15 protein-coding genes and 2 pseudogenes are annotated in these 18,129 nt (G+C 72.1%); 14 read left to right on the top strand and 3 right to left on the bottom strand.

Translation table 11 applies throughout. From position 1 onward, the window contains the following. Window positions 1-233: 233 nt before the first annotated feature. The 6 genes from ABZ564_RS05740 to ABZ564_RS05715 all read left to right on the top strand — a co-directional run bounded on the left by ABZ564_RS05740 (window position 234) and on the right by ABZ564_RS05715 (window position 7,445). Complete coding sequence (locus ABZ564_RS05740) at window positions 234-1,862, top strand: ABC transporter substrate-binding protein (RefSeq protein ID WP_360849996.1); 1,629 nt, start codon at window positions 234-236, stop codon at window positions 1,860-1,862. 101 nt (window positions 1,863-1,963) lie between these two features. Then, window positions 1,964-2,887 (top strand): ABC transporter permease, encoded by a 924-nt coding sequence (locus ABZ564_RS05735; RefSeq protein WP_360849993.1) that lies wholly within the window; start codon window positions 1,964-1,966, stop codon window positions 2,885-2,887. Then, window positions 2,880-3,854 carry an ABC transporter permease gene (locus ABZ564_RS05730; protein WP_360849990.1) on the top strand — a complete coding sequence of 325 codons (975 nt, stop codon included), beginning with the start codon at window positions 2,880-2,882 and terminating at the stop codon, window positions 3,852-3,854. The genes ABZ564_RS05735 and ABZ564_RS05730 overlap by 8 nt, the downstream gene beginning before the upstream one ends. A 13-nt stretch (window positions 3,855-3,867) precedes the next feature. Beyond that, window positions 3,868-4,845: an ABC transporter ATP-binding protein gene (locus ABZ564_RS05725; RefSeq protein ID WP_360849987.1), complete on the top strand. Its 978-nt coding sequence runs from the start codon at window positions 3,868-3,870 to the stop codon at window positions 4,843-4,845. Beyond that, window positions 4,835-6,199 (top strand): dipeptide ABC transporter ATP-binding protein, encoded by a 1,365-nt coding sequence (locus ABZ564_RS05720; RefSeq protein ID WP_360849984.1) that lies wholly within the window; start codon window positions 4,835-4,837, stop codon window positions 6,197-6,199. The genes ABZ564_RS05725 and ABZ564_RS05720 overlap by 11 nt, the downstream gene beginning before the upstream one ends. A 175-nt stretch (window positions 6,200-6,374) precedes the next feature. Next, a complete protein-coding gene (locus ABZ564_RS05715; protein ID WP_360849981.1) occupies window positions 6,375-7,445 on the top strand; it encodes a hypothetical protein in 1,071 nt (356 codons plus the stop codon). A gap of 18 nt (window positions 7,446-7,463) precedes the next feature. Here the strand turns inward: ABZ564_RS05715 and ABZ564_RS05710 are convergent, their stop codons facing one another. Then, window positions 7,464-9,590 carry a prolyl oligopeptidase family serine peptidase gene (locus ABZ564_RS05710; protein WP_360849978.1) on the bottom strand — a complete coding sequence of 709 codons (2,127 nt, stop codon included), beginning with the start codon at window positions 9,588-9,590 and terminating at the stop codon, window positions 7,464-7,466. Between the two features lie 163 nt (window positions 9,591-9,753). Here ABZ564_RS05710 and ABZ564_RS05705 point away from each other — a divergent pair, with 163 nt between their 5' ends. The 7 genes and pseudogenes from ABZ564_RS05705 (at window position 9,754) to ABZ564_RS05675 (ending at window position 15,814) form a co-directional block, all read left to right on the top strand. Then, window positions 9,754-9,948 carry a hypothetical protein gene (locus ABZ564_RS05705; protein WP_018100847.1) on the top strand — a complete coding sequence of 65 codons (195 nt, stop codon included), beginning with the start codon at window positions 9,754-9,756 and terminating at the stop codon, window positions 9,946-9,948. Window positions 9,949-10,035: 87 nt separating this feature from the next. Next, window positions 10,036-10,935: an N-acetyl-1-D-myo-inositol-2-amino-2-deoxy-alpha-D-glucopyranoside deacetylase gene (mshB, locus tag ABZ564_RS05700; RefSeq protein WP_360849975.1), complete on the top strand. Its 900-nt coding sequence runs from the start codon at window positions 10,036-10,038 to the stop codon at window positions 10,933-10,935. Then, on the top strand, window positions 10,932-11,387 hold the full coding sequence (locus ABZ564_RS05695; protein ID WP_360849972.1) for a DUF6113 family protein: 456 nt from the start codon (window positions 10,932-10,934) through the stop codon (window positions 11,385-11,387). The genes mshB and ABZ564_RS05695 overlap by 4 nt, the downstream gene beginning before the upstream one ends. A gap of 419 nt (window positions 11,388-11,806) precedes the next feature. Further along, on the top strand, window positions 11,807-13,633 hold the full coding sequence (locus tag ABZ564_RS05690; RefSeq protein ID WP_360849969.1) for a hypothetical protein: 1,827 nt from the start codon (window positions 11,807-11,809) through the stop codon (window positions 13,631-13,633). 128 nt (window positions 13,634-13,761) lie between these two features. Beyond that, window positions 13,762-14,031 (top strand): annotated as a pseudogene (locus tag ABZ564_RS05685) (ABC transporter permease); the annotation flags it as partial. Next, a complete protein-coding gene (locus tag ABZ564_RS05680; protein ID WP_360849966.1) occupies window positions 14,028-15,206 on the top strand; it encodes a sensor histidine kinase in 1,179 nt (392 codons plus the stop codon). The pseudogene ABZ564_RS05685 and the gene ABZ564_RS05680, both read left to right, overlap by 4 nt. Further along, entirely contained in the window at window positions 15,203-15,814 is a 612-nt protein-coding gene (locus tag ABZ564_RS05675) for a response regulator transcription factor (protein ID WP_360849963.1), read from the top strand. Before ABZ564_RS05680 ends, ABZ564_RS05675 begins: the two co-directional genes overlap by 4 nt. Window positions 15,815-15,844: 30 nt before the next feature. Here ABZ564_RS05675 and ABZ564_RS05670 read toward each other — a convergent pair whose 3' ends face one another. Next, a complete protein-coding gene (locus ABZ564_RS05670) occupies window positions 15,845-16,774 on the bottom strand; it encodes an SDR family oxidoreductase (protein ID WP_360849960.1) in 930 nt (309 codons plus the stop codon). A gap of 121 nt (window positions 16,775-16,895) precedes the next feature. Here ABZ564_RS05670 and ABZ564_RS05665 point away from each other — a divergent pair, with 121 nt between their 5' ends. After that, a complete protein-coding gene (locus tag ABZ564_RS05665) occupies window positions 16,896-17,468 on the top strand; it encodes a helix-turn-helix domain-containing protein (RefSeq protein ID WP_360849957.1) in 573 nt (190 codons plus the stop codon). 88 nt (window positions 17,469-17,556) lie between these two features. Here the strand turns inward: ABZ564_RS05665 and ABZ564_RS05660 are convergent. Beyond that, window positions 17,557-18,129 (bottom strand): annotated as a pseudogene (locus ABZ564_RS05660) (coagulation factor 5/8 type domain-containing protein); the annotation flags it as partial.

The raw sequence follows: 18,129 nt of genomic DNA, 5'->3' as shown, positions 1-18,129 counted from the left end.
CGGGGCGCCTTTCCTCATGAGGAGGTGCGGCTCCCGGCCGGCCCGTCCTCCCCGGCGGTGCCGCTGTCGGAATGCTCTCCTCCGCTCCGAAGCGTGCTGATTGCAGCCGCAAATAATTTCGTGGTGCCCTTGGGGTTCGGGTTCCGCCGTATGGCGGGTGTGTGCATGCATAAGTGTAGTTATGGGGTGATATTTGTCCTCACGTAAGCCTGAGCACGATGAGGAGGCACTCCATGCGCGGAGCCACACACGTCAAGTGGGCCGCATGCGCGGCGGCCGTCGCCCTGGCGGCGACGGCCTGCGGCGGGGGCGACAGCGGTGGCGGAGGTGGCGCCGACGGGATCGTCAGCTCTTCCTGGGGTGACCCGCAGAACCCCCTGGAGCCCGCCAACACCAACGAGGTGCAGGGCGGCAAGGTGCTCGACATGATCTTCCGGGGTCTGAAGAAGTACGACCCGAAGACCGGCGAGGCCACGAACATGCTCGCCGAGAAGATCGAGACCAAGGACAACCAGAACTTCACCGTCACGGTGAAGGACGGCTGGACCTTCAGCAACGGCGAGAAGATCACCGCCAAGTCCTTCGTGGACGCCTGGAACTACGGTGCCCTCCTGAAGAACAACCAGAAGAACGCCTACTTCTTCGGCTACATCGACGGTTACGACAAGGTCCACCCCGAGTCCGGCAAGGCGAGCGCCACCACCATGTCCGGCCTCAAGGTCGTCGACGGCAAGACCTTCACCGTCAAACTGTCGCAGAAGTTCTCGCTGTGGCCCGACACCCTCGGCTACCCGGCTTTCGCCCCGCTCCCCAAGACCTTCTACACCGACCACGCCGGCTGGCTCTCCAAGCCCGTCGGCAACGGCCCGTACACCATCGAGAAGTACAGCAAGGGCTCCTCGATGAGCCTGCGCAAGTGGGACGACTACCCCGGGGACGACAAGGCGGAGAACGGCGGCATCGACCTCAAGGTCTACACCGACAACAACACCGCCTACACCGACCTGACGGCCGGCAACCTCGACCTCGTCGACGACGTGCCCGCCTCCCAGCTCAAGAACGTCGAGTCGGACCTCGGCGACCGCTACATCAACACCCCGGCCGGCATCATCCAGACGCTCACCTTCCCCTTCTACGACAAGCAGTGGAACACCCCCGGCGCGGTCAAGGTGCGCCAGGGCCTGTCGATGGCGATCAACCGGCAGCAGATCACCGACCAGATCTTCCAGAAGACCCGCACCCCCGCCTCCGACTGGACCTCCCCGGTCCTCGGCGAGGACGGCGGCTTCAAGAAGGGCCTCTGCGGCAAGGAGTGCACGTACAACGCCGCCGAGGCCAAGAAGATGATCGAGGACGGCGGCGGCATCCCCGGCGGCCAGCTCAAGATCTCGTACAACGCGGACACCGGCTCGCACAAGGAATGGGTCGACGCCGTCTGCAACAGCATCAACAAGGTCATGGGCAACAACAGGGCGTGCGTGGGCGCCCCCGTCGGCACCTTCGCCGACTTCCGCAGCCAGGTCTCCGAGCAGAAGCTGAGCGGCGCCTGGCGCGCGGGCTGGCAGATGGACTACCCGCTCATCCAGAACTTCCTGCAGCCCGTGTACTACACCGACGCCTCGTCCAACGACGGCAAGTGGAGCAACAAGCAGTTCGACGACCTCATCGACAAGGCCAACGCCGAATCCGACAGGGCCGAGGCCGTCTCCATCTTCCAGGACTCCGAGAAGGTCCTGGTCCAGCAGATGCCCGTCATCCCCCTCTGGTACCAGAACGGCAGCGCCGGCTACTCGGAGGACGTCACCGATGTCTCGCTGAACCAGTTCAGCGTCCCGGTGTACGAGCAGATCAAGGTCAAGTAAGGGACGGAGCCGGGCGCCCCGTGCGGTGACGCACCGGCGGCCCGGCTTCCCCGTCCCCCCGACTCCTCAGCCTCCGTCCCCCGCGACCCCCGGAGCCCTTCATGGGACGTTATGTGATCCGGCGGCTGCTGCAGATGATCCCGGTCTTCTTCGGCACCACGCTGTTGATCTTCCTGATGGTGAACGTGATGGGTGACCCCATCGCGGGTCTCTGCGGCGACCGCCAGTGCGACCCGGCGACCGCCGCCCAACTCCGCACGGAATTCGGCCTCGACAAGCCGGTCTGGCAGCAATACCTCACCTACATGGGCAACGTCTTCACCGGCGACTTCGGCACCGCGTTCAACGGGCAGAAGGTCACCGAGCTGATGGCCACCGCCTTCCCCATCACCATCCGCCTCACCCTCGTGGCGATCGTCTTCGAGATCGTCATCGGCATCAGCCTCGGCGTCGTCACCGGCCTGCGCCGCGGCCGGCCCATCGACACCACCGTGCTGATCCTGACGCTGGTCGTGATCTCCATCCCGACCTTCGTCACCGGCCTGCTGCTCCAGCTGCTGCTCGGCGTCCAGTGGGGCGTCATCAAACCGTCCGTCTCCTCCGAGGCCCCGCTGAACGAACTGATCATCCCGGGCCTGGTGGTCGCCTCCGTCTCGCTGGCGTACGTCACCCGGCTCACCCGGACCTCGATCGCCGAGAACGCCCGCGCCGACTACGTCCGCACCGCGACCGCCAAGGGCCTGCCCCGGCGGCGCGTGATCGTCCGGCACCTGCTGCGCAACTCGCTGATCCCCGTCGTCACCTTCATCGGCACGGACGTGGGAGCCCTGATGGGCGGGGCGATCGTCACCGAGCGGATCTTCAACATCCACGGCGTCGGCTACCAGCTCTACCAGGGCATCCTGCGACAGAACTCGCAGACCGTGGTCGGCTTCGTCACCATCCTGGTGCTCGTCTTCCTGGCGGCCAACCTGATCGTCGACCTCCTCTACGCCGTACTCGACCCGAGGATCCGCTATGCCTGAGCAGACACCGGACGAGGCGATCTCCGCGGGCGGCGCCGGCGCGCCGACGGACCTCGCGCTCGCGGAGGGCGACAGCCTGGAGAAGACCCCCGGCGGCCCCGAGGGGACGGGACCCGGCACCAAACCGCAGAGCCTCTGGTCCGACGCCTGGCACGACCTGCGCCGCAACCCGGTCTTCATCGTCTCGGCCCTGATCATCCTGTTCCTGGTGGTCATCTCGATCTGGCCGCAGCTCATCGCGTCCGGCGACCCGCTCGACTGCGACCTCGGGAAGGCCCAGGAGGGTTCCCAGTCGGGCCACCCCTTCGGCTACGACGGACAGGGCTGCGACGTCTACACCCGCGTCGTCTACGGCGCCCGCAACTCCGTCACCGTCGGCATCTGCTCCACCCTCGGCGTGTCCCTCATCGGCAGCGTCCTCGGCGGTCTGGCGGGCTTCTTCGGCGGCTGGTGGGACGCGATCCTCTCCCGCCTCACCGACATCTTCTTCGGCATCCCCGTCGTCCTCGGCGGCCTGGTCTTCCTGTCCGTGGTGACCAGCTCCACCATCTGGCCGGTGATCGGCTTCATCGTGCTGCTCGGCTGGCCGCAGATCGCCCGCATCGCCCGCGGCTCCGTCATCACCGCCAAGCACAACGACTACGTCCAGGCCGCCCGGGCCCTCGGCGCCTCCAACGGACGGATGATGCTGCGGCACATCGCGCCGAACGCCGTCGCCCCGGTCATCGTCGTCGCGACCATCGCGCTCGGCACGTACATCTCCCTGGAGGCGACCCTGTCGTTCCTCGGCGTGGGCCTGAAGCCGCCCGCCGTCTCCTGGGGCATCGACATCTCCGCCGCCTCCCAGTACATCCGCAACGCCCCGCACATGCTCCTCTGGCCCGCCGGCGCGCTGGCCGTCACGGTGCTGGCCTTCATCATGCTCGGCGACGCGGTGCGCGACGCCCTCGACCCCAAGCTGCGCTGAGGAGTCCGCTGCCATGTTGCTCGAAGTGCGCGATCTGCACGTGGAGTTCCACACCCGGGACGGGGTCGTCAAAGCCGTCAACGGGGTCAACTACTCGGTGGCCGAGGGCGAGACGCTCGCGGTGCTCGGCGAATCGGGCTCCGGCAAGTCGGTCACCGCACAGGCGGTCATGGGCATCCTCGACATGCCCCCGGGCAGGATCAGCGGCGGCGAGATCCTGTTCAAGGACCGGGACCTGCTGAAGATGAGGAAGGAGGAGCGCCGGAGGATCCGCGGCCAGGAGATGGCCATGATCTTCCAGGACGCCCTCTCCTCCCTCAACCCCGTCCTGACCGTGGGCGAGCAGCTCGGCGAGATGTACGTCGTGCACCGCGGCATGTCCCGCAAGGACGCGAGGACCAAGGCCGTCGAGCTGATGGACCGGGTCCGCATCCCCGCCGCCAAGGACCGGGTGGGCAACTACCCGCACCAGTTCTCCGGCGGCATGCGCCAGCGCATCATGATCGCCATGGCGCTGGCCCTCGAACCCTCCCTGATCATCGCCGACGAACCCACCACCGCCCTCGACGTCACCGTCCAGGCCCAGGTCATGGACCTCCTCGCGGAACTCCAGCGGGAGCTGAACATGGGCCTGATCCTCATCACCCACGACCTGGGGGTGGTGGCGGACGTCGCCGACAAGATCGCGGTGATGTACGCGGGCCGGATCGTCGAGACCTCGCCCGTGCACGACATCTACCAGGCGCCCGCCCACCCGTACACCAAGGGTCTGCTGGCCTCGATCCCGCGCCTGGACCAGAAGGGCCAGGAGCTGTACGCGATCAAGGGCCTGCCGCCCAACCTGCTGCACATCCCGCCCGGCTGCGCCTTCAACCCGCGCTGCCCGATGGCCCAGGACGTCTGCCGCACCGACGTGCCGCCGCTGTACGACGTGGCCGAGCACCGACAGAGCGCCTGCCACTTCTGGAAGGAGACGCTCGATGCACGCTGACCACTCGGGGCGCGAGGAGGACGAGACGGCGCGCGCCCTCCTGTCCACCTCGCGGCAGGAGAAGGCGTACGCGGGAGGCGAACCGATCCTGGAGGTGCGCGACCTCGTCAAGCACTACCCGCTGACCCAGGGCATCCTGTTCAAGAAGCAGGTCGGCGCGGTCAAGGCGGTCGACGGGGTCTCCTTCGACCTCGGGGCCGGCGAGACGCTCGGTGTGGTGGGGGAGTCCGGCTGCGGCAAGTCGACGGTCGCCCGGCTGCTGGTGCACCTGGAGCAGCCGACGGCCGGCTCCATCCGGTACAAGGGCGAGGACGTCACCAAGCTGTCCGGCCGCGCGCTGAAGGCCGTGCGCCGCAACATCCAGATGGTGTTCCAGGACCCGTACACCTCGCTCAACCCCCGTATGACGGTGGGCGACATCATCGGGGAGCCGTACGAGATCCACCCGGAGGTGGCCCCGAAGGGCAGCCGGCGGCGCAGGGTCCAGGACCTGCTGGACGTCGTGGGCCTCAACCCGGAGTACATCAACCGCTATCCGCACCAGTTCTCCGGCGGCCAGCGCCAGCGCATCGGCATCGCCCGCGGCCTCGCGCTCAACCCGGAGATCATCGTCGCCGACGAACCGGTCTCCGCGCTCGACGTCTCCGTCCAGGCGCAGGTCGTCAACCTGCTGGACCGGCTCCAGGCGGAGTTCAGCCTCTCCTACGTCTTCATCGCGCACGACCTCTCGATCGTCCGGCACATCTCGGACCGGGTCGGCGTCATGTACCTGGGCCGGTTCGTCGAGATCGGCACGGACGCGGAGATCTACGACCACCCCACGCACCCCTACACGCAGGCCCTGCTCTCCGCCGTGCCCGTGCCGGACCCCATGGCACGGGAGTTCCGCGAGCGGATCATCCTGCACGGCGACGTGCCCTCGCCCGCCAACCCGCCCTCCGGCTGCCGCTTCCGCACCCGCTGCTGGAAGGCGCAGAAACGGTGCGAGCTGGAGGTGCCGCTGCTGGCCGTCCCGGCCGCCTTCCGCGACACGGACAGCCCGGCCCGGCACGACTCGGCCTGCCACTTCGCGGAGGAGAAGCGCGTGGTCCCGCCGGAGGGGACGCTGGAGTCGGTGCCGGGGGAGGGCGGCCAGGAGGAGGCGGCCGAGCGGGCGGCGGAGAAGGCGGAGGCCATGGAGGCGGCGGAGGCCGAGGGCCGGGGGGAGGGGCCGGCCCCCGAGGAACCGGCCGGGGGCGAAGCGGGCCCGCAGCCGCCGGGGGAGGACAGCCCGGCGCCCACCGGGACCGAGGGCCCGCCGCCGTCGGGGAGCGACGAGGGCCCGCCGCCCTCCGGAAGCACCCGGGTGAGCTGACCCGCCGTTAACACGCGGGCAACTTCCCCGATATACGGACGCGGCACCATGAACAACGTACGGCCGTGCGGGTGCCGTGGACCGGCCGGCGGGGCGTGACGCCCCCCGGCCGGTTGCCGTTCAACCGCCGCAGGCCCTCTTGTCCGGAGGGCGGGCGCGCGGAAGTATCCCTGGTGTGATACTCACCCGCGGAGCGAGAGCCACCGGTGCCGTCCTGTCCGCCGTGCTCGCGGTGATCGTCGCGTGCTGGCTCGTACGGGATGCCAGGGCGACGGATTTCGGCCAACTGTGGCGGTACTGGGCGGGGTTCCAGGAAGCCCGTCCGCAGGCCGCGCCCGCGACCTCGTCCATGGATGTCGTCCTGTTCGTGGTGTACGTGGCCGTCGCCGTGGCCGCGCTGCGCACCACGGCCGGCGCCCCCGCGCTCGTCGTCGCCGGGGTGGTCACACTCGGCGTCCGGCTGCCCGGGCTCTGGACCATCGGCAACCGGCGGATGGAGTCCGCGTACTCCGACGACCTGCGCTCACGGGCGCTGATCTGCGCCTTCGTCGCCCTCGCCGCAGGCGCCGCGATGATCATCACCGCCGGTGCGGGCCGCAGGCCCCCGGCCGACTCCTACGAGCCGACGCCCGTCGGGCCGGGGCCCGGCGCGGGCCTCCTGGCGTTCCTGGCGCTGGGCGCGGCCGGGGCCGTCCTGATCGCGTGGGAGATCCGCCAGGTCGTGCGGTACCCGGAGATCTTCCCCGACTGGTACGTGGGCGGTGACCGGATCGGGCAGCAGCTGACCGGCCCGCCGCAGGGCTGGGCCACCGTGGTGCTGGCCCTGCTGTGCGGGCTCGCCGGAGTCAGCGCGGTGGCCCGGGCCCGGCACGCGCGTCCGTTCGGCCTGGTGGCCGCCGCGCTGCTGCTGCCCGGCGGGGTGCTCGGGGTGACGCGGATCGTGCACTACGACATGTTCGACCACTTCGGTTCGCTGCAGGCCGAGACCCGGCTCGTGCTGCTCAGCTGGATCTTCCAGGGGCTCGCCGCCCTGGCCGCGCTGCTCGCCCTCGCCGTGCCGGGGCAGGCCGGTGCGCCGGGCCACGACCCCTGGTCGGGCGGGCCGGGACGGGGGCCCGCCCCGTGGCCCGGCCCGGCCGGGCCCCCGTACCCCGGGCAGCGGCCGCCCGGCTACGGCTACCCGCAGGGCGGCAGCGGCGGCTTCGGCCCGCCCCCGCCGCCCTCCCAGCCGCCGCCCGGCTGGTAGGGGCGGCCCGAGAGCCGCTCAGACCCCCAGCGACCGCTTCAGGAAGTCCACCTGGAGCAGCAGCAGGTTCTCGGCCACCTTCTCCTGCGGGGTCATGTGGGTCACCCCGCTCAGCGGCAGCACCTCGTGCGGCCGGCCGGCGGCGAGCAGCGCCGAGGACAGCCGCAGGCTGTGCGCGACGACCACGTTGTCGTCCGCCAGACCGTGGACGATCATCATCGGCCGCACCTGCTCGGCCGCGTGCGACAGGCCCTCGTCGGTGACCAGCGAGTTGTACGCGTACACCTCCGGCTGCTTCACCGGGTCGCCGAGATACCGCTCGGTGTAATGCGTGTCGTAGAGCCGCAGGTCGGTCACCGGGGCGCCGACGACCGCCGCGTGGAAGACGTCCGGCCGCCGCAGCGCCGCCATCCCGGCCAGGAAACCGCCGTACGACCAGCCCCGGATGCCCACCCGGCCGAGATCCAGCGGGAAGCGCTCCGCGAGCGCGTGCAGGGCCTCCACCTGGTCGTCGAGGCTGAGCGCCAGATCGTGCTTGACCGCCTTCTCCCAGGCCGGTGAACGGCCCGGTGTGCCGCGCCCGTCCGCGACGACCACGGCGAAGCCCTGGTCCGCGAACCACTGCGAGGTGAGGTGCGGATTGTGGGCGGCGACGACCCGCCGGCCGTGCGGCCCGCCGTACGGGTCCATGAGCACCGGAAGCGGACCGTCCGACTCCGAGTAGCCGGCGGGGAGCAGCACGGCGCACGGAATCCGCCGTGCGCCCCCTTCGACGAGCGCCGGCCGCGCCGTCAGCACAGGCCGCTCGGCGTGGCTCGCGACGACGGCGACCTCCTTGCCGTCGCGCAGCACCCGCGCCGTCGCCCCGGGCCGCTCCGGCGTGGCCGAGACCAGCACCGTCACCCGGCCCGAGCGGACCGCCGTATGCACACCGACGCCCTCCGAGACCCGTTCGACGCCCAGCTCGTTGACCCGGTACACATGGCTCTCGCCGGTCTCCGGCGCGGTCGCCCCCTCACCCGCCGACGCCGTCACCAGGACGTCCGAGTCCCCGATGTCCAGCACCGCCTGGAGGTGCAGCTGCGCCCCGGTCAGCGGCCGGTCACCGACCGTGAGGACCCGCGCCCCGCCCTCGTCCGCGATCCGCACGAGCCGCCCGTCCGGCGCCCACGCGGGCACCCCGGGGAACAGCTCCAGCCACACCGGGTCCTCGTCCGCGTGCACGGTCCGGGTCGCCCCGGTCTCCGGGTCCACCGCCAGGCACAGCTGGCTCTGCTGGTCCCGGGCCTGGACGAGGAGCAGCGGAGCCCCGTACGAGGACCAGTGCACCCGCGCCAGATAGGGGAACCGGGCCCGGTCCCACTCCACTTCGGTGCGCCGGCCGTCCAGGCCCACGACGTGGAGCCCGACCACGGCGTTGGGCGTGCCGGCCGCCGGGTACGCGATCTCGGCGGGCCTGCGGCCGGGGTGCGCGGGGTCGGCGATCCACCACCGCTGGACGGGGCTGTCGTCGACCCGGGCCACGAGCAGCCGGTCCGAGTCCGGCGACCACCAGAAGCCCCGCGAGCGGCTCATCTCCTCGGCCGCGATGAACTCCGCGAGCCCGTACGTGACATGGGCGTCCTCCGGCTCCGCGAGCACCCGGTCGGCCTCGCCGTCGGTGCCGACGACGCGCAACGCGCCCTTGGACACATAGGCGACGTGTCGCCCGTCCGGGGAGGGGCGCGGGTCGATCACCGGGCCGGGCACGGGCAGCGCACGCGCCGTTCCCCCGACCAGATCGGCGACGTACACCTTCCCCGACAGCGCGAACGCGGCCAACTCCGCGGCCGCGTCCACCGCGTAGCCCACGATCCCGGACGAACCCTCCCGGCTGCGCTCCCGCCGGGCGCGCTCCTGCGCCGACAGGCGCTCCGCCGAACCGCCCAGCAGCGCCGCCGGATCGGCCACCAGCCGCTCGCGCGGGGCGGCGCCCTCGGTCACGTCCAGGACCCAGAGCCGGCCCGAACGGTCGGTGCCGGAACCCGAGCGCAGGTAGACCACGCGTCCACCGTCGGGTGAAACCGTGAACGAGCGCGGCACCCCAAGGGTGAATCTCATGGTCCGGGCCAACTGGAGCGGAAACGTGATCTCTGACGAAGTCATGCGCCGAACCTATCGGCCGCGCACATCCGTGCGCCCCTCGTGCTGCTGTGACCCGGACAATGCGGTGCCACGGATAGTTATGATCCGTAGCGCTCGGTGGGTATGAACCCGCTGGCTCCATGTGTGCTGCCCGTCCCGACCGTACCGATGGAGGTGAACCGCCGTGGCGCTCTCGATTTCGGCGGTGGTGCTGCTGGCGATCATCGTCTTCCTGCTGATCCGGAAATCCGGACTGAAGGGAGGACATGCGGTCGTCTGCGCGCTGCTCGGTTTCTATCTCGCCAGTTCGTCCATCGCACCCACCATCTCGGAGCTGACCACGAACGTGGCCGGCATGATCGGGGGCATCAAGTTCTGACGCGGCCGTCGCCTGCCGGCGGTCCGGCGCCGTCCCGCGCCCGGCCGCCGTCGGCCATGGGGGCCGCCGGCTCGTAGGGTGGTCCCCATGACGGACCTCCCCGCCCGCCGGCTGCTCCTGGTGCACGCGCACCCGGACGACGAGTCGATCAACAACGGCGCCACCATGGCCAGGTACGCGGCCGAAGGCGCCCTGGTCACGCTGGTGACCTGCACCCTCGGTGAGGAGGGCGAGGTCATCCCGCCCGCCCTCGCCCATCTCGCCGCGGCCCGGGACGACACCCTGGGCCCCCACCGCCGCGGCGAACTGGCGGCGGCCATGAAGGAGCTGGGCGTCACCGACCACCGCTTCCTCGGCGGCGCCGGCCGCTACCGGGACTCCGGGATGATGGGCGCCGAGCAGAACCACCGCCCCAACGCCTTCTGGTCGGCCGACCTGGACGAGGCCGCCGGCCACCTCGTCGAGGTGATTCGCGAGGTGCGCCCCCAGGTCCTGGTGACGTACGACCCCGACGGGGGCTACGGACACCCCGACCACATCCAGGCCCACCGGGTCGCCACCCGCGCCGCGGAGCTGGCCGCCGACGCCGCTCACCGCCCCGGCGCGGGCGCCCCGCACACCATCGCCAAGATCTACTGGAACCGGGTGCCGCGCTCGGTCGCCGAGGAGGGGTTCGCCGCTCTGCGGGCCGAGGACCCCGAGGTGTTCCCGGCGATCGCCGGGATCGGCGACGTGCCGGGCGTGGTGGACGACGACCTGGTCACCACCGTCATCGACGGCACGGGCCACGAGGACGCGAAGACCGCGGCGATGCGGGCGCACGTCACCCAGATCGCCCTCCAGGGGCCCTACTTCGCCCTGTCGAACGACCTGGGGCAGCCCGTGTTCACCACGGAGTACTACGAGTTGGCCGCCGGAACCCCGGGAGCCCCGGCGGGCGAACGCGAACGCGATCTCTTCGCGGGCGTGCCGGGAGCCGGGCGATGAGTGGCAGCAGCCGGGCGCGGGCCGGAGGCGGCCGGAGCGATGCGGAGAAGAAGGACATTCCGGCCACCGGCCTGGCCGCACCCCTCAACCCGGGCCGGATCGCCGCCCTGTTCGGCCTCGCGGTCCTCGGGGCCGTCGTGGGCATCGCCGGGGTGCTCGTCCAGCCCGCCTGGTTCCCCGGCGGGCTGCTGCTCGCCCTGGCGGCGGCGGCCGGTCTCTTCCACGGCGGGCGCACGCTCACGGGCACCCAGCCGGGCGCCGTGGCGCCGGCGGCGGGATGGCTGATTTCAGTCGTTGTTCTGCTCAACGGGCGGCCCGAAGGGGACTATGTCTTCGGTGACGCGCTCGGCCTCGGGCTCTTCATGCTGGGCGGCACGGCCATCGCTGTGATCTGCGCCACCATGTCGCGATCGCCCCGGCAGCGGGCCGACAGCGGCCGACCTGCCAAGTAATGTGCTCCGTCCGGTCCCGTAATGCCCCCTGTCCGTCCGGGGGGTGCGCAGTCGTTTCCCCCGGTCGCGGGGTGTGCGCCGGCGGCGGCCAGTATGGTGGTCCGCGCGCCCGGGCTGCGGCACGGGGGAAGTACGGGCGGCGGAGCCAATCGGGAGAACCTGCTTTGAGTCGTGAAACTGACAGTTCGTCCTCCGGGCCCCAGGGTCGCGGAGGAGCCGCGTACCCCTCGGGTACGCCGCCGTACGGATCCCGCCAGTATCCGTCGCTGCACCCGTCGCAGGACGCCCCGGAAGGGGCCCCGGAACCTGCCGGTCCGGACCGGCCCGAAGAGCCGAAGACCGAGACGACCCTGACGACGCGCATCCGGATCAACATCCCCGGCTCGCGCCCCATCCCGCCGGTTGTCATGCGTACGCCGATGAGCGACGCGGACGGCGGCGGCGAGCGCACCGGCTCGGCGCCGCGGCCGGGCGGCACACCGCAGACGCCCCAGGGTCCGGCCGCGGAGACCGGCGAGGACGCGACCCCGGCGGAATCCGCCGAGACGCCGGCCAAGGAGAAGAGCGGCAGCGACTGGTTCGCCCCGCGCAAGTCCCCGGCGCCCGGGAAGCCCTCGACGGACGGACGGCCCGGCGGCGACACGGAAGGTGCGGGATTCCCGGTACCGGGCGGCCCCGGTCCCGCGGGCGGCCCGGGTGCGCCCGCGGGCCCCGGTGCGCCCGCGGGTGCCGGTGGTCCCGGCTCCCGGCCCGGCGGTTCCGTGCCCGGTGGCCCCGGTGCAGGCCGGGTGTCCCCGCCCTCGGGGCCCCGTACCGACCTGCCGTACTTCTCGGACGGACCGCAGCGCGACTTCCCGGCGGGGCCGGGCGGCCCCGGCGAAGGACCGGGCGGCCCGCGCTCCACTCCCGACCTCGGCGTCCGCACCCCGGGCCCGGCCGGCCCCACCACGGGCCCGGCCGCCGGCACCTCGGCGCTCACCCCGAACCTCGACGGCCCCGGCCCCTTCCCGCCGGGCCCCGGTCCGCGGAACCCGGGCGGCCCCGGGCCCGGCGGTGCGCCGCCGCGCATGTCCGACGACACCGCCGTGCTCACCCCGCAGTTCGCGCCGCCCCCGGGCGGCCCCGGCGACAACGTCTCGGGTGACACGCTGAACAGCGGCATCCCCGTCGTGCCCGGCGACCGGAACGTCCCGGGCGGCCCGACGGGCACCGGACCCGCCGGACCCGGTGGCGTCGCGCCGACGCCCCCCGCGCCCGTTCCCGCGGCCCGGACCGCACCGAAGCCCGCGCCCGCCAAGAAGGGCCGCTCGAAGCTGGTCCTGCTCGGTGCCGCGGCCGTCACCCTGCTCGGTGTCGCGTACGGCGCCGGACTGCTGATGAACCACTCCGACGTGCCCAAGGGCACCACCGTCCTCGGCGTCGACATCGGCGGCGGTACGAAGGAGGACGGCGTCGAGAAGCTGGACGCCGCGCTCGCCAAGCGCGCCGCGACCCCGCTCAAGCTGACCGTGGACGGCAAGGAGACGCAGCTCGCGCCGGACAGGGCCGGGCTCTCCCTGGACAGCCAGGCCACCGTGCGCGCCGCGGCGGGCGGCGACTACAACCCGGTCTCCGTCATCGGCTCGCTCTTCAGCGGCGAGCGGACCGTCGAGCCGGTGTTCCCGGTCGACGAGGAGAAGCTCGGCGTCGCGCTGCAGGACCTGGCCGGCGCCTCGGGCACCGCGAAGGACGGCACGATCAAGTTCGAGCCGGGCAAGGCCGTCGCCGTACCGGGCAAGGCCGGCAAGTCGCTCGACGTGAACAAGTCGATGGTCTCCGTCCGGGACGCCTACCGCGCCCAGGTCGAGACCGGCCGCACGACGAGCGTCGAACTGCCCGTCGTCACCAGGGAACCCACCATCACCCAGGCCGAACTGGACCGGGCGATGAAGGAGTTCGCGGAGCCCGCGATGTCCGGCCTGGTCGTCATCAGGGCCGGCGGGAAGCAGATCCCGTTCGGCCCGGCCAAGTCGCTGCCGCAGATCCTGTCGATGAAGGCGATCGACGGCAAGCTCGTCGACTACTACGACAAGAAGGCCATCGACCGGCTCTGCGCCGGTGTCTTCGACGGCATCATGATCACCAAGGGCGACGGCAAGAAGCACCAGCTCAGCGCGGACGACGTGGCCTTCGCCATGAAGACCGCGCTGCTCGGGAAGACCCCGGCCGAGCGCACCGTCACGATCGACCTCGACGGCAACGGCTGACCTGCCCGCACTCCGCGTACCCGCCCCCGACCGGACCCCCGGCCGGGGGCGGCGGCGTAACGGCAGCCGACGCGACCGTCCACGCCGGCTACGGCCTCGGCCTTTACCCGCGCGAGCTGGAAGTCGCCGCACACGGGGACGCGGGCCGCCCGGTCACGATGATCGTCCACTTCGGGTTCTCCGTCCTCGGCGGCCTGTGGATGCCCGGCGCGCCCTTCCCGCAGTGGCTGCAGAACATTTCCGAGTGGCTTCCCACGCACGCGTACGCTGCACTCGGCCAGGCCGTCGAGACGGGCGGCGCGCCGCACGCCAGGGACGTCGCCGTCCTCTGCGTCCGCTTCCTGCTCTTCGCGGGCGGCGCGGCCTGGCCCTACCGGAAGGAGGCGTTGAAGGCGTGAACGACGACGAGACACCGGCGGGCCCGGAGCGGCCGCCCGCGGCCGCCCGCCAGGCCGGGATCAAGCTGCTGTGGATCGGCATCTGGCTCGCCTTCATGAGCGCGCCGGTCAAGGACCTCGCCGCCGGCCACCACACCCCGTGGGCGACCGCGCTCGGCGTCCTCGGGCTGCTGGTCTTCGTCGGCGCCTACCTGATCCTGGTCTTCCGGCACACGTCGAAGGCGCTCGACCCCTTCCGGGTCCGCGCCTCCCTCGCCTTCCTCGGGGCGCTCGCCGTGCTGCTGTCGCTGACGTTCGGCACGCCCTGGCTGGTCCTCTTCGTGTACGTGGCCGTCTCGGTGGGCGCCACGCTCCCGCTGCGGACCGCGCGCTGGCTGATCCCCGTCGTCACCGCGGTCATGGCGGGCGTCGGCGCGACCCTGGAGGACGCGCGCGACACCCTCGTCGCCCTGGTCTTCCCCGCCCTGCTCGGCGGCTTCGCGATGACGGGCGTACGGCAGTTGGTCCGCACCACGATCGAACTGCGCGCGGCCCGGGCCACCGTCGCGCAGCTCGCCGCCAACGAGGAACGCCTGCGCCTCGCCCGCGACCTGCACGACCTGCTCGGCCACTCCCTCTCCCTGATCACCCTGAAGAGCGAGCTGGCCGGCCGGATGCTCCCCGACCGGCCCGAGCTGGCCGCCGCCCAGGTCGCGGACATCGAACAGGTCAGCCGCCAGGCGCTGGCGGACGTACGCAGCGCCGTCACCGGTTACCGCCGGCCGACCCTCCCCGGCGAACTGGCCGGGGCCCGCACCGCCCTGGCCGCCGCCGGAGTCACCGCCGAGGTGCCCGCCGACGCCCCCGACGGCCTGCCCGAGAAGGCGGAGGAGGTGCTCGCCTGGGGGCTGCGGGAAGCCGTCACCAACGTCGTACGCCACAGCGGCGCGCACCGCTGCACGGTCACGCTCGCCCCGCGCCAGGCGCTCGACGGACGGGTCCTCGAACTCACCGTCGCCGACGACGGCCGCGGCGCCACCGGCACCGCGCCGGGCAACGGCCTCACCGGTCTCGCCGAACGCCTAGCCACCGTGGACGGCACCCTCATCACCCGGGCCACGCACCCCCGTTCGGGCAAAGGCTTCACCATGGTCCTCAGCGTTCCGTTCGAATCCGGCCTAGGATCCGCGGAATGAGCATGATCAGACTTCTCCTCGCGGAGGACCAGTCCATGGTGCGCGAGGCGCTGGCGGCGCTCCTCGGCCTGGAACCCGACATCGAGGTGGTCGCCCAGGTCGCCCGCGGCGACGAGGTCCTGGCGGCGGCCCGGGAGCACGGCATCGACGTCGCCCTCCTGGACATCGAGATGCCCGGCATGACGGGCATCGACGCGACGGCCCAGCTGCGCGCGGCCCTCCCGGACGTCAAGGTCGTCGTCGTCACCACGTTCGGCCGGCCCGGCTATCTGCGCCGCGCCATGGAGGCGGGCGCGGACGCCTTCCTGGTCAAGGACGCACCGGCGTCCCAGCTCGCCGAGGCGGTACGCAAGGTGCTCGCCGGGGAACGCGTCATCGACCCCGGTCTCGCGGCCGCCGCCCTCGCCGACGGGGCGAACCCGCTGACCGACCGGGAGCGCGAGGTCCTGCGCACCGCGGCGGACGGGTCGACCAACGCGGAGATCGCCGCCGCGCTGCACCTGTCCCAGGGCACCGTCCGCAACTACCTCTCCATGGCGATCCAGAAACTGGCCGCCCGCAACCGCGCGGAGGCCGTCCGGACGGCCCGGGAGAAGGGCTGGCTGTAGCCGGACGCGGTACGGGCCGCCGCCGCGCCCTCACGCCCCCGGCGTGCCGAAGTAGTGGCCCTGGTCCAGGTCCTCGACGAGCCCCGGCCCGGCCGGCTTCCAGTCGAACCGTTCGCGGGTCAGCGCGCTGGAGGAGGGCGAGTCGAGGCTCACCATGCCGGTCAGCCAGCCGAAGTGGCCGGCCGCGTCCTCGGGCGCGACGGAGACCGCGGGGAGGCCGAGCCGGCGGCCGATGACCTCGGCGACGGCCCGCAGCCCGACGCCCTCCTCGGCCGCCGCGTGCAGCGTGGAGCCGGCGGGAGCGTTCTCCAGGGCCAGCCGGAACAGCCGGGCGGCGTCCGCGCGGTGCACGGCCGGCCAGCGCTGGGAGCCGTCACCGACGTAGCCGGAGACGCCCTTCTCGCGGGCGGTGGCGATGAGCGCGGCCACGAAGCCCCGGTCCCCGTCGCCGTGGACCGTCGGAGGCAGCCGGACGACGGAGGAGCGGACGTTCCGGGAGGCGAGGGCGATCGTTGCCCGCCCGTTGTCCTGCCGGCCGTCCGGGCCCCCGGCGGGCGCCTCCGGCTCGGCCCTCCGGCCGTCCCGCTCGGTCGCGACCCGGCCCGGGGCGAGCCCGAGCAGCCCGGACGCGATGACGAACGGCTTGCCGGAGCCGGCGAGCACGTCCCCGAAGGCGTCGATGGCCAGGCGGTCCGCGTCGGTGGCGCCCTGGAAGTCCCCGGAGAACGCGATGTCGTGCTTGAACGCGAGGTGGAGCACCCCGTCCGCGTCGGCGGCCGCCTCGCGCAGCACGTCCAGGTCGTCCAGCGACCCGCGCCGCACCTCGGCCCCCGCGGCGGCCAGCGCCTCGGCCGACGTCTCCGATCGGGCGAGCCCGACGACCTGGTGACCTGCCTCGATGAGCTCGGGAACGACGGCGGAACCGATCCAGCCGGACGCGCCGGTGACGAACACACGCATGGGAAACCTCCTGGAACAGGCTGACGTTCGGGCGGCGGGAAACACCGCCGGCCCTTCGATGTCAGCGACTGACATCAACCTACCTCTGATGTCAGTGACTGTCATCCCATAGACTCGCCGTATGGGTCGATGGGAGCCGAACGCACGCGGCAGGCTGGAGCAGGCCGCCATGGAGCTCTACGGCGAGCGGGGTTACGAACAGACGACCGTCACCGAGATCGCCAAGCGGGCCGGGCTCACGGAGCGCACGTTCTTCCGGCACTACGCGGACAAGCGCGAGGTGCTGTTCGCGGGCTCCGCCCTGCTCCGGGAACGGCTGGTGAGCGGCCTCGCCGGGGCTCCCCCGGCCGCGCCCCCGATCGACGCGGTGGCGGAGGCGCTGCAGGCGGCCGCGGCCGTGTTCGACGAGCGGCGCGAGCTGGCCCGGCAGCGGCAGCGGATCATCGCGGCCAACGCGGAGCTCCAGGAGCGGGAGCTGGTTAAGCTGGCCTCGCTCGCCGCGGCGATGGGGGAGGCCCTGCGGGCGCGCGGCGTCAGTGAACCGGCGGCGAGTCTGGCGGCCGAGGCTGGGATCGCCGTCTTCAAGGTCGCCTTCGAGCGCTGGATCGACACCGTCGGGGTGCGCGGTCTGGGCGCGTTCGTCCTGGAGGGGCTCGCCGGCCTCGAATCCCTGATGGCGGGCGGCCGGCCCTGACACGACGGCGCCCGCCCCGTCGGGAAGGACGGGACGGGCGGTCCTGCGGAAGGACTCCGGCGACCGGAGCCCCGTATCTGCTCACTGTCTACGGGAAGGACACCACCTGCGACGGCACGGTCTCCGTCCCCGAGGTGGGTGCTCCGGTGTTGTTGATGACGTGGTTGTACTGGCCCTGGCCGCCGAGGGAGACGACGAGCAGGTCGTGGAACTTCACGCCGGGTTTGACGGGGGCCTGGAAGCCGTGGTCCTGGCGGATGGTGGGGTCGACGTTGTAGTAGCAGTAGCTGCCCAGTCCCCAGCCCTCGTGGGTGGTGACGGTGTCGTCGACCTTGTAGGCGGCGTAGCCCTTGGTGGCGCCGTTCTGGATGGCGGCCTGGTTGGGTGCGTCGTAGGCCTTCTCGTTCTGGAAGAAGATCGTTTTGCCGTTCTCGCCGGTCCAGCGGACGTCGTACTTGTTGAAGTGTTCGACGAACAGGCCGGTGGCCAGGACGTTGTCGCCGTTGACCTGGAGACCGTAGTCGGCGCGGTTGGTGTCCCAGCCGATGCCCTCGCCGTGGTCGGCGCGCCACAGCCAGGTGTGGTCGATGATCGTGTCGTTGCTGTTGATCACCATGCCGGTGGTGGCCTTGCCGGCGCCCGCGCCGCCGACCCGGACGAA

Origin of the sequence: Streptomyces sp. NPDC019224 (genome assembly GCF_040632605.1) — a bacterium.
Taxonomy (GTDB): domain Bacteria; phylum Actinomycetota; class Actinomycetes; order Streptomycetales; family Streptomycetaceae; genus Streptomyces.
Note: the sequence above shows the minus strand (reverse complement) of the source record. Positions and strands in the feature narration are given on the sequence as shown.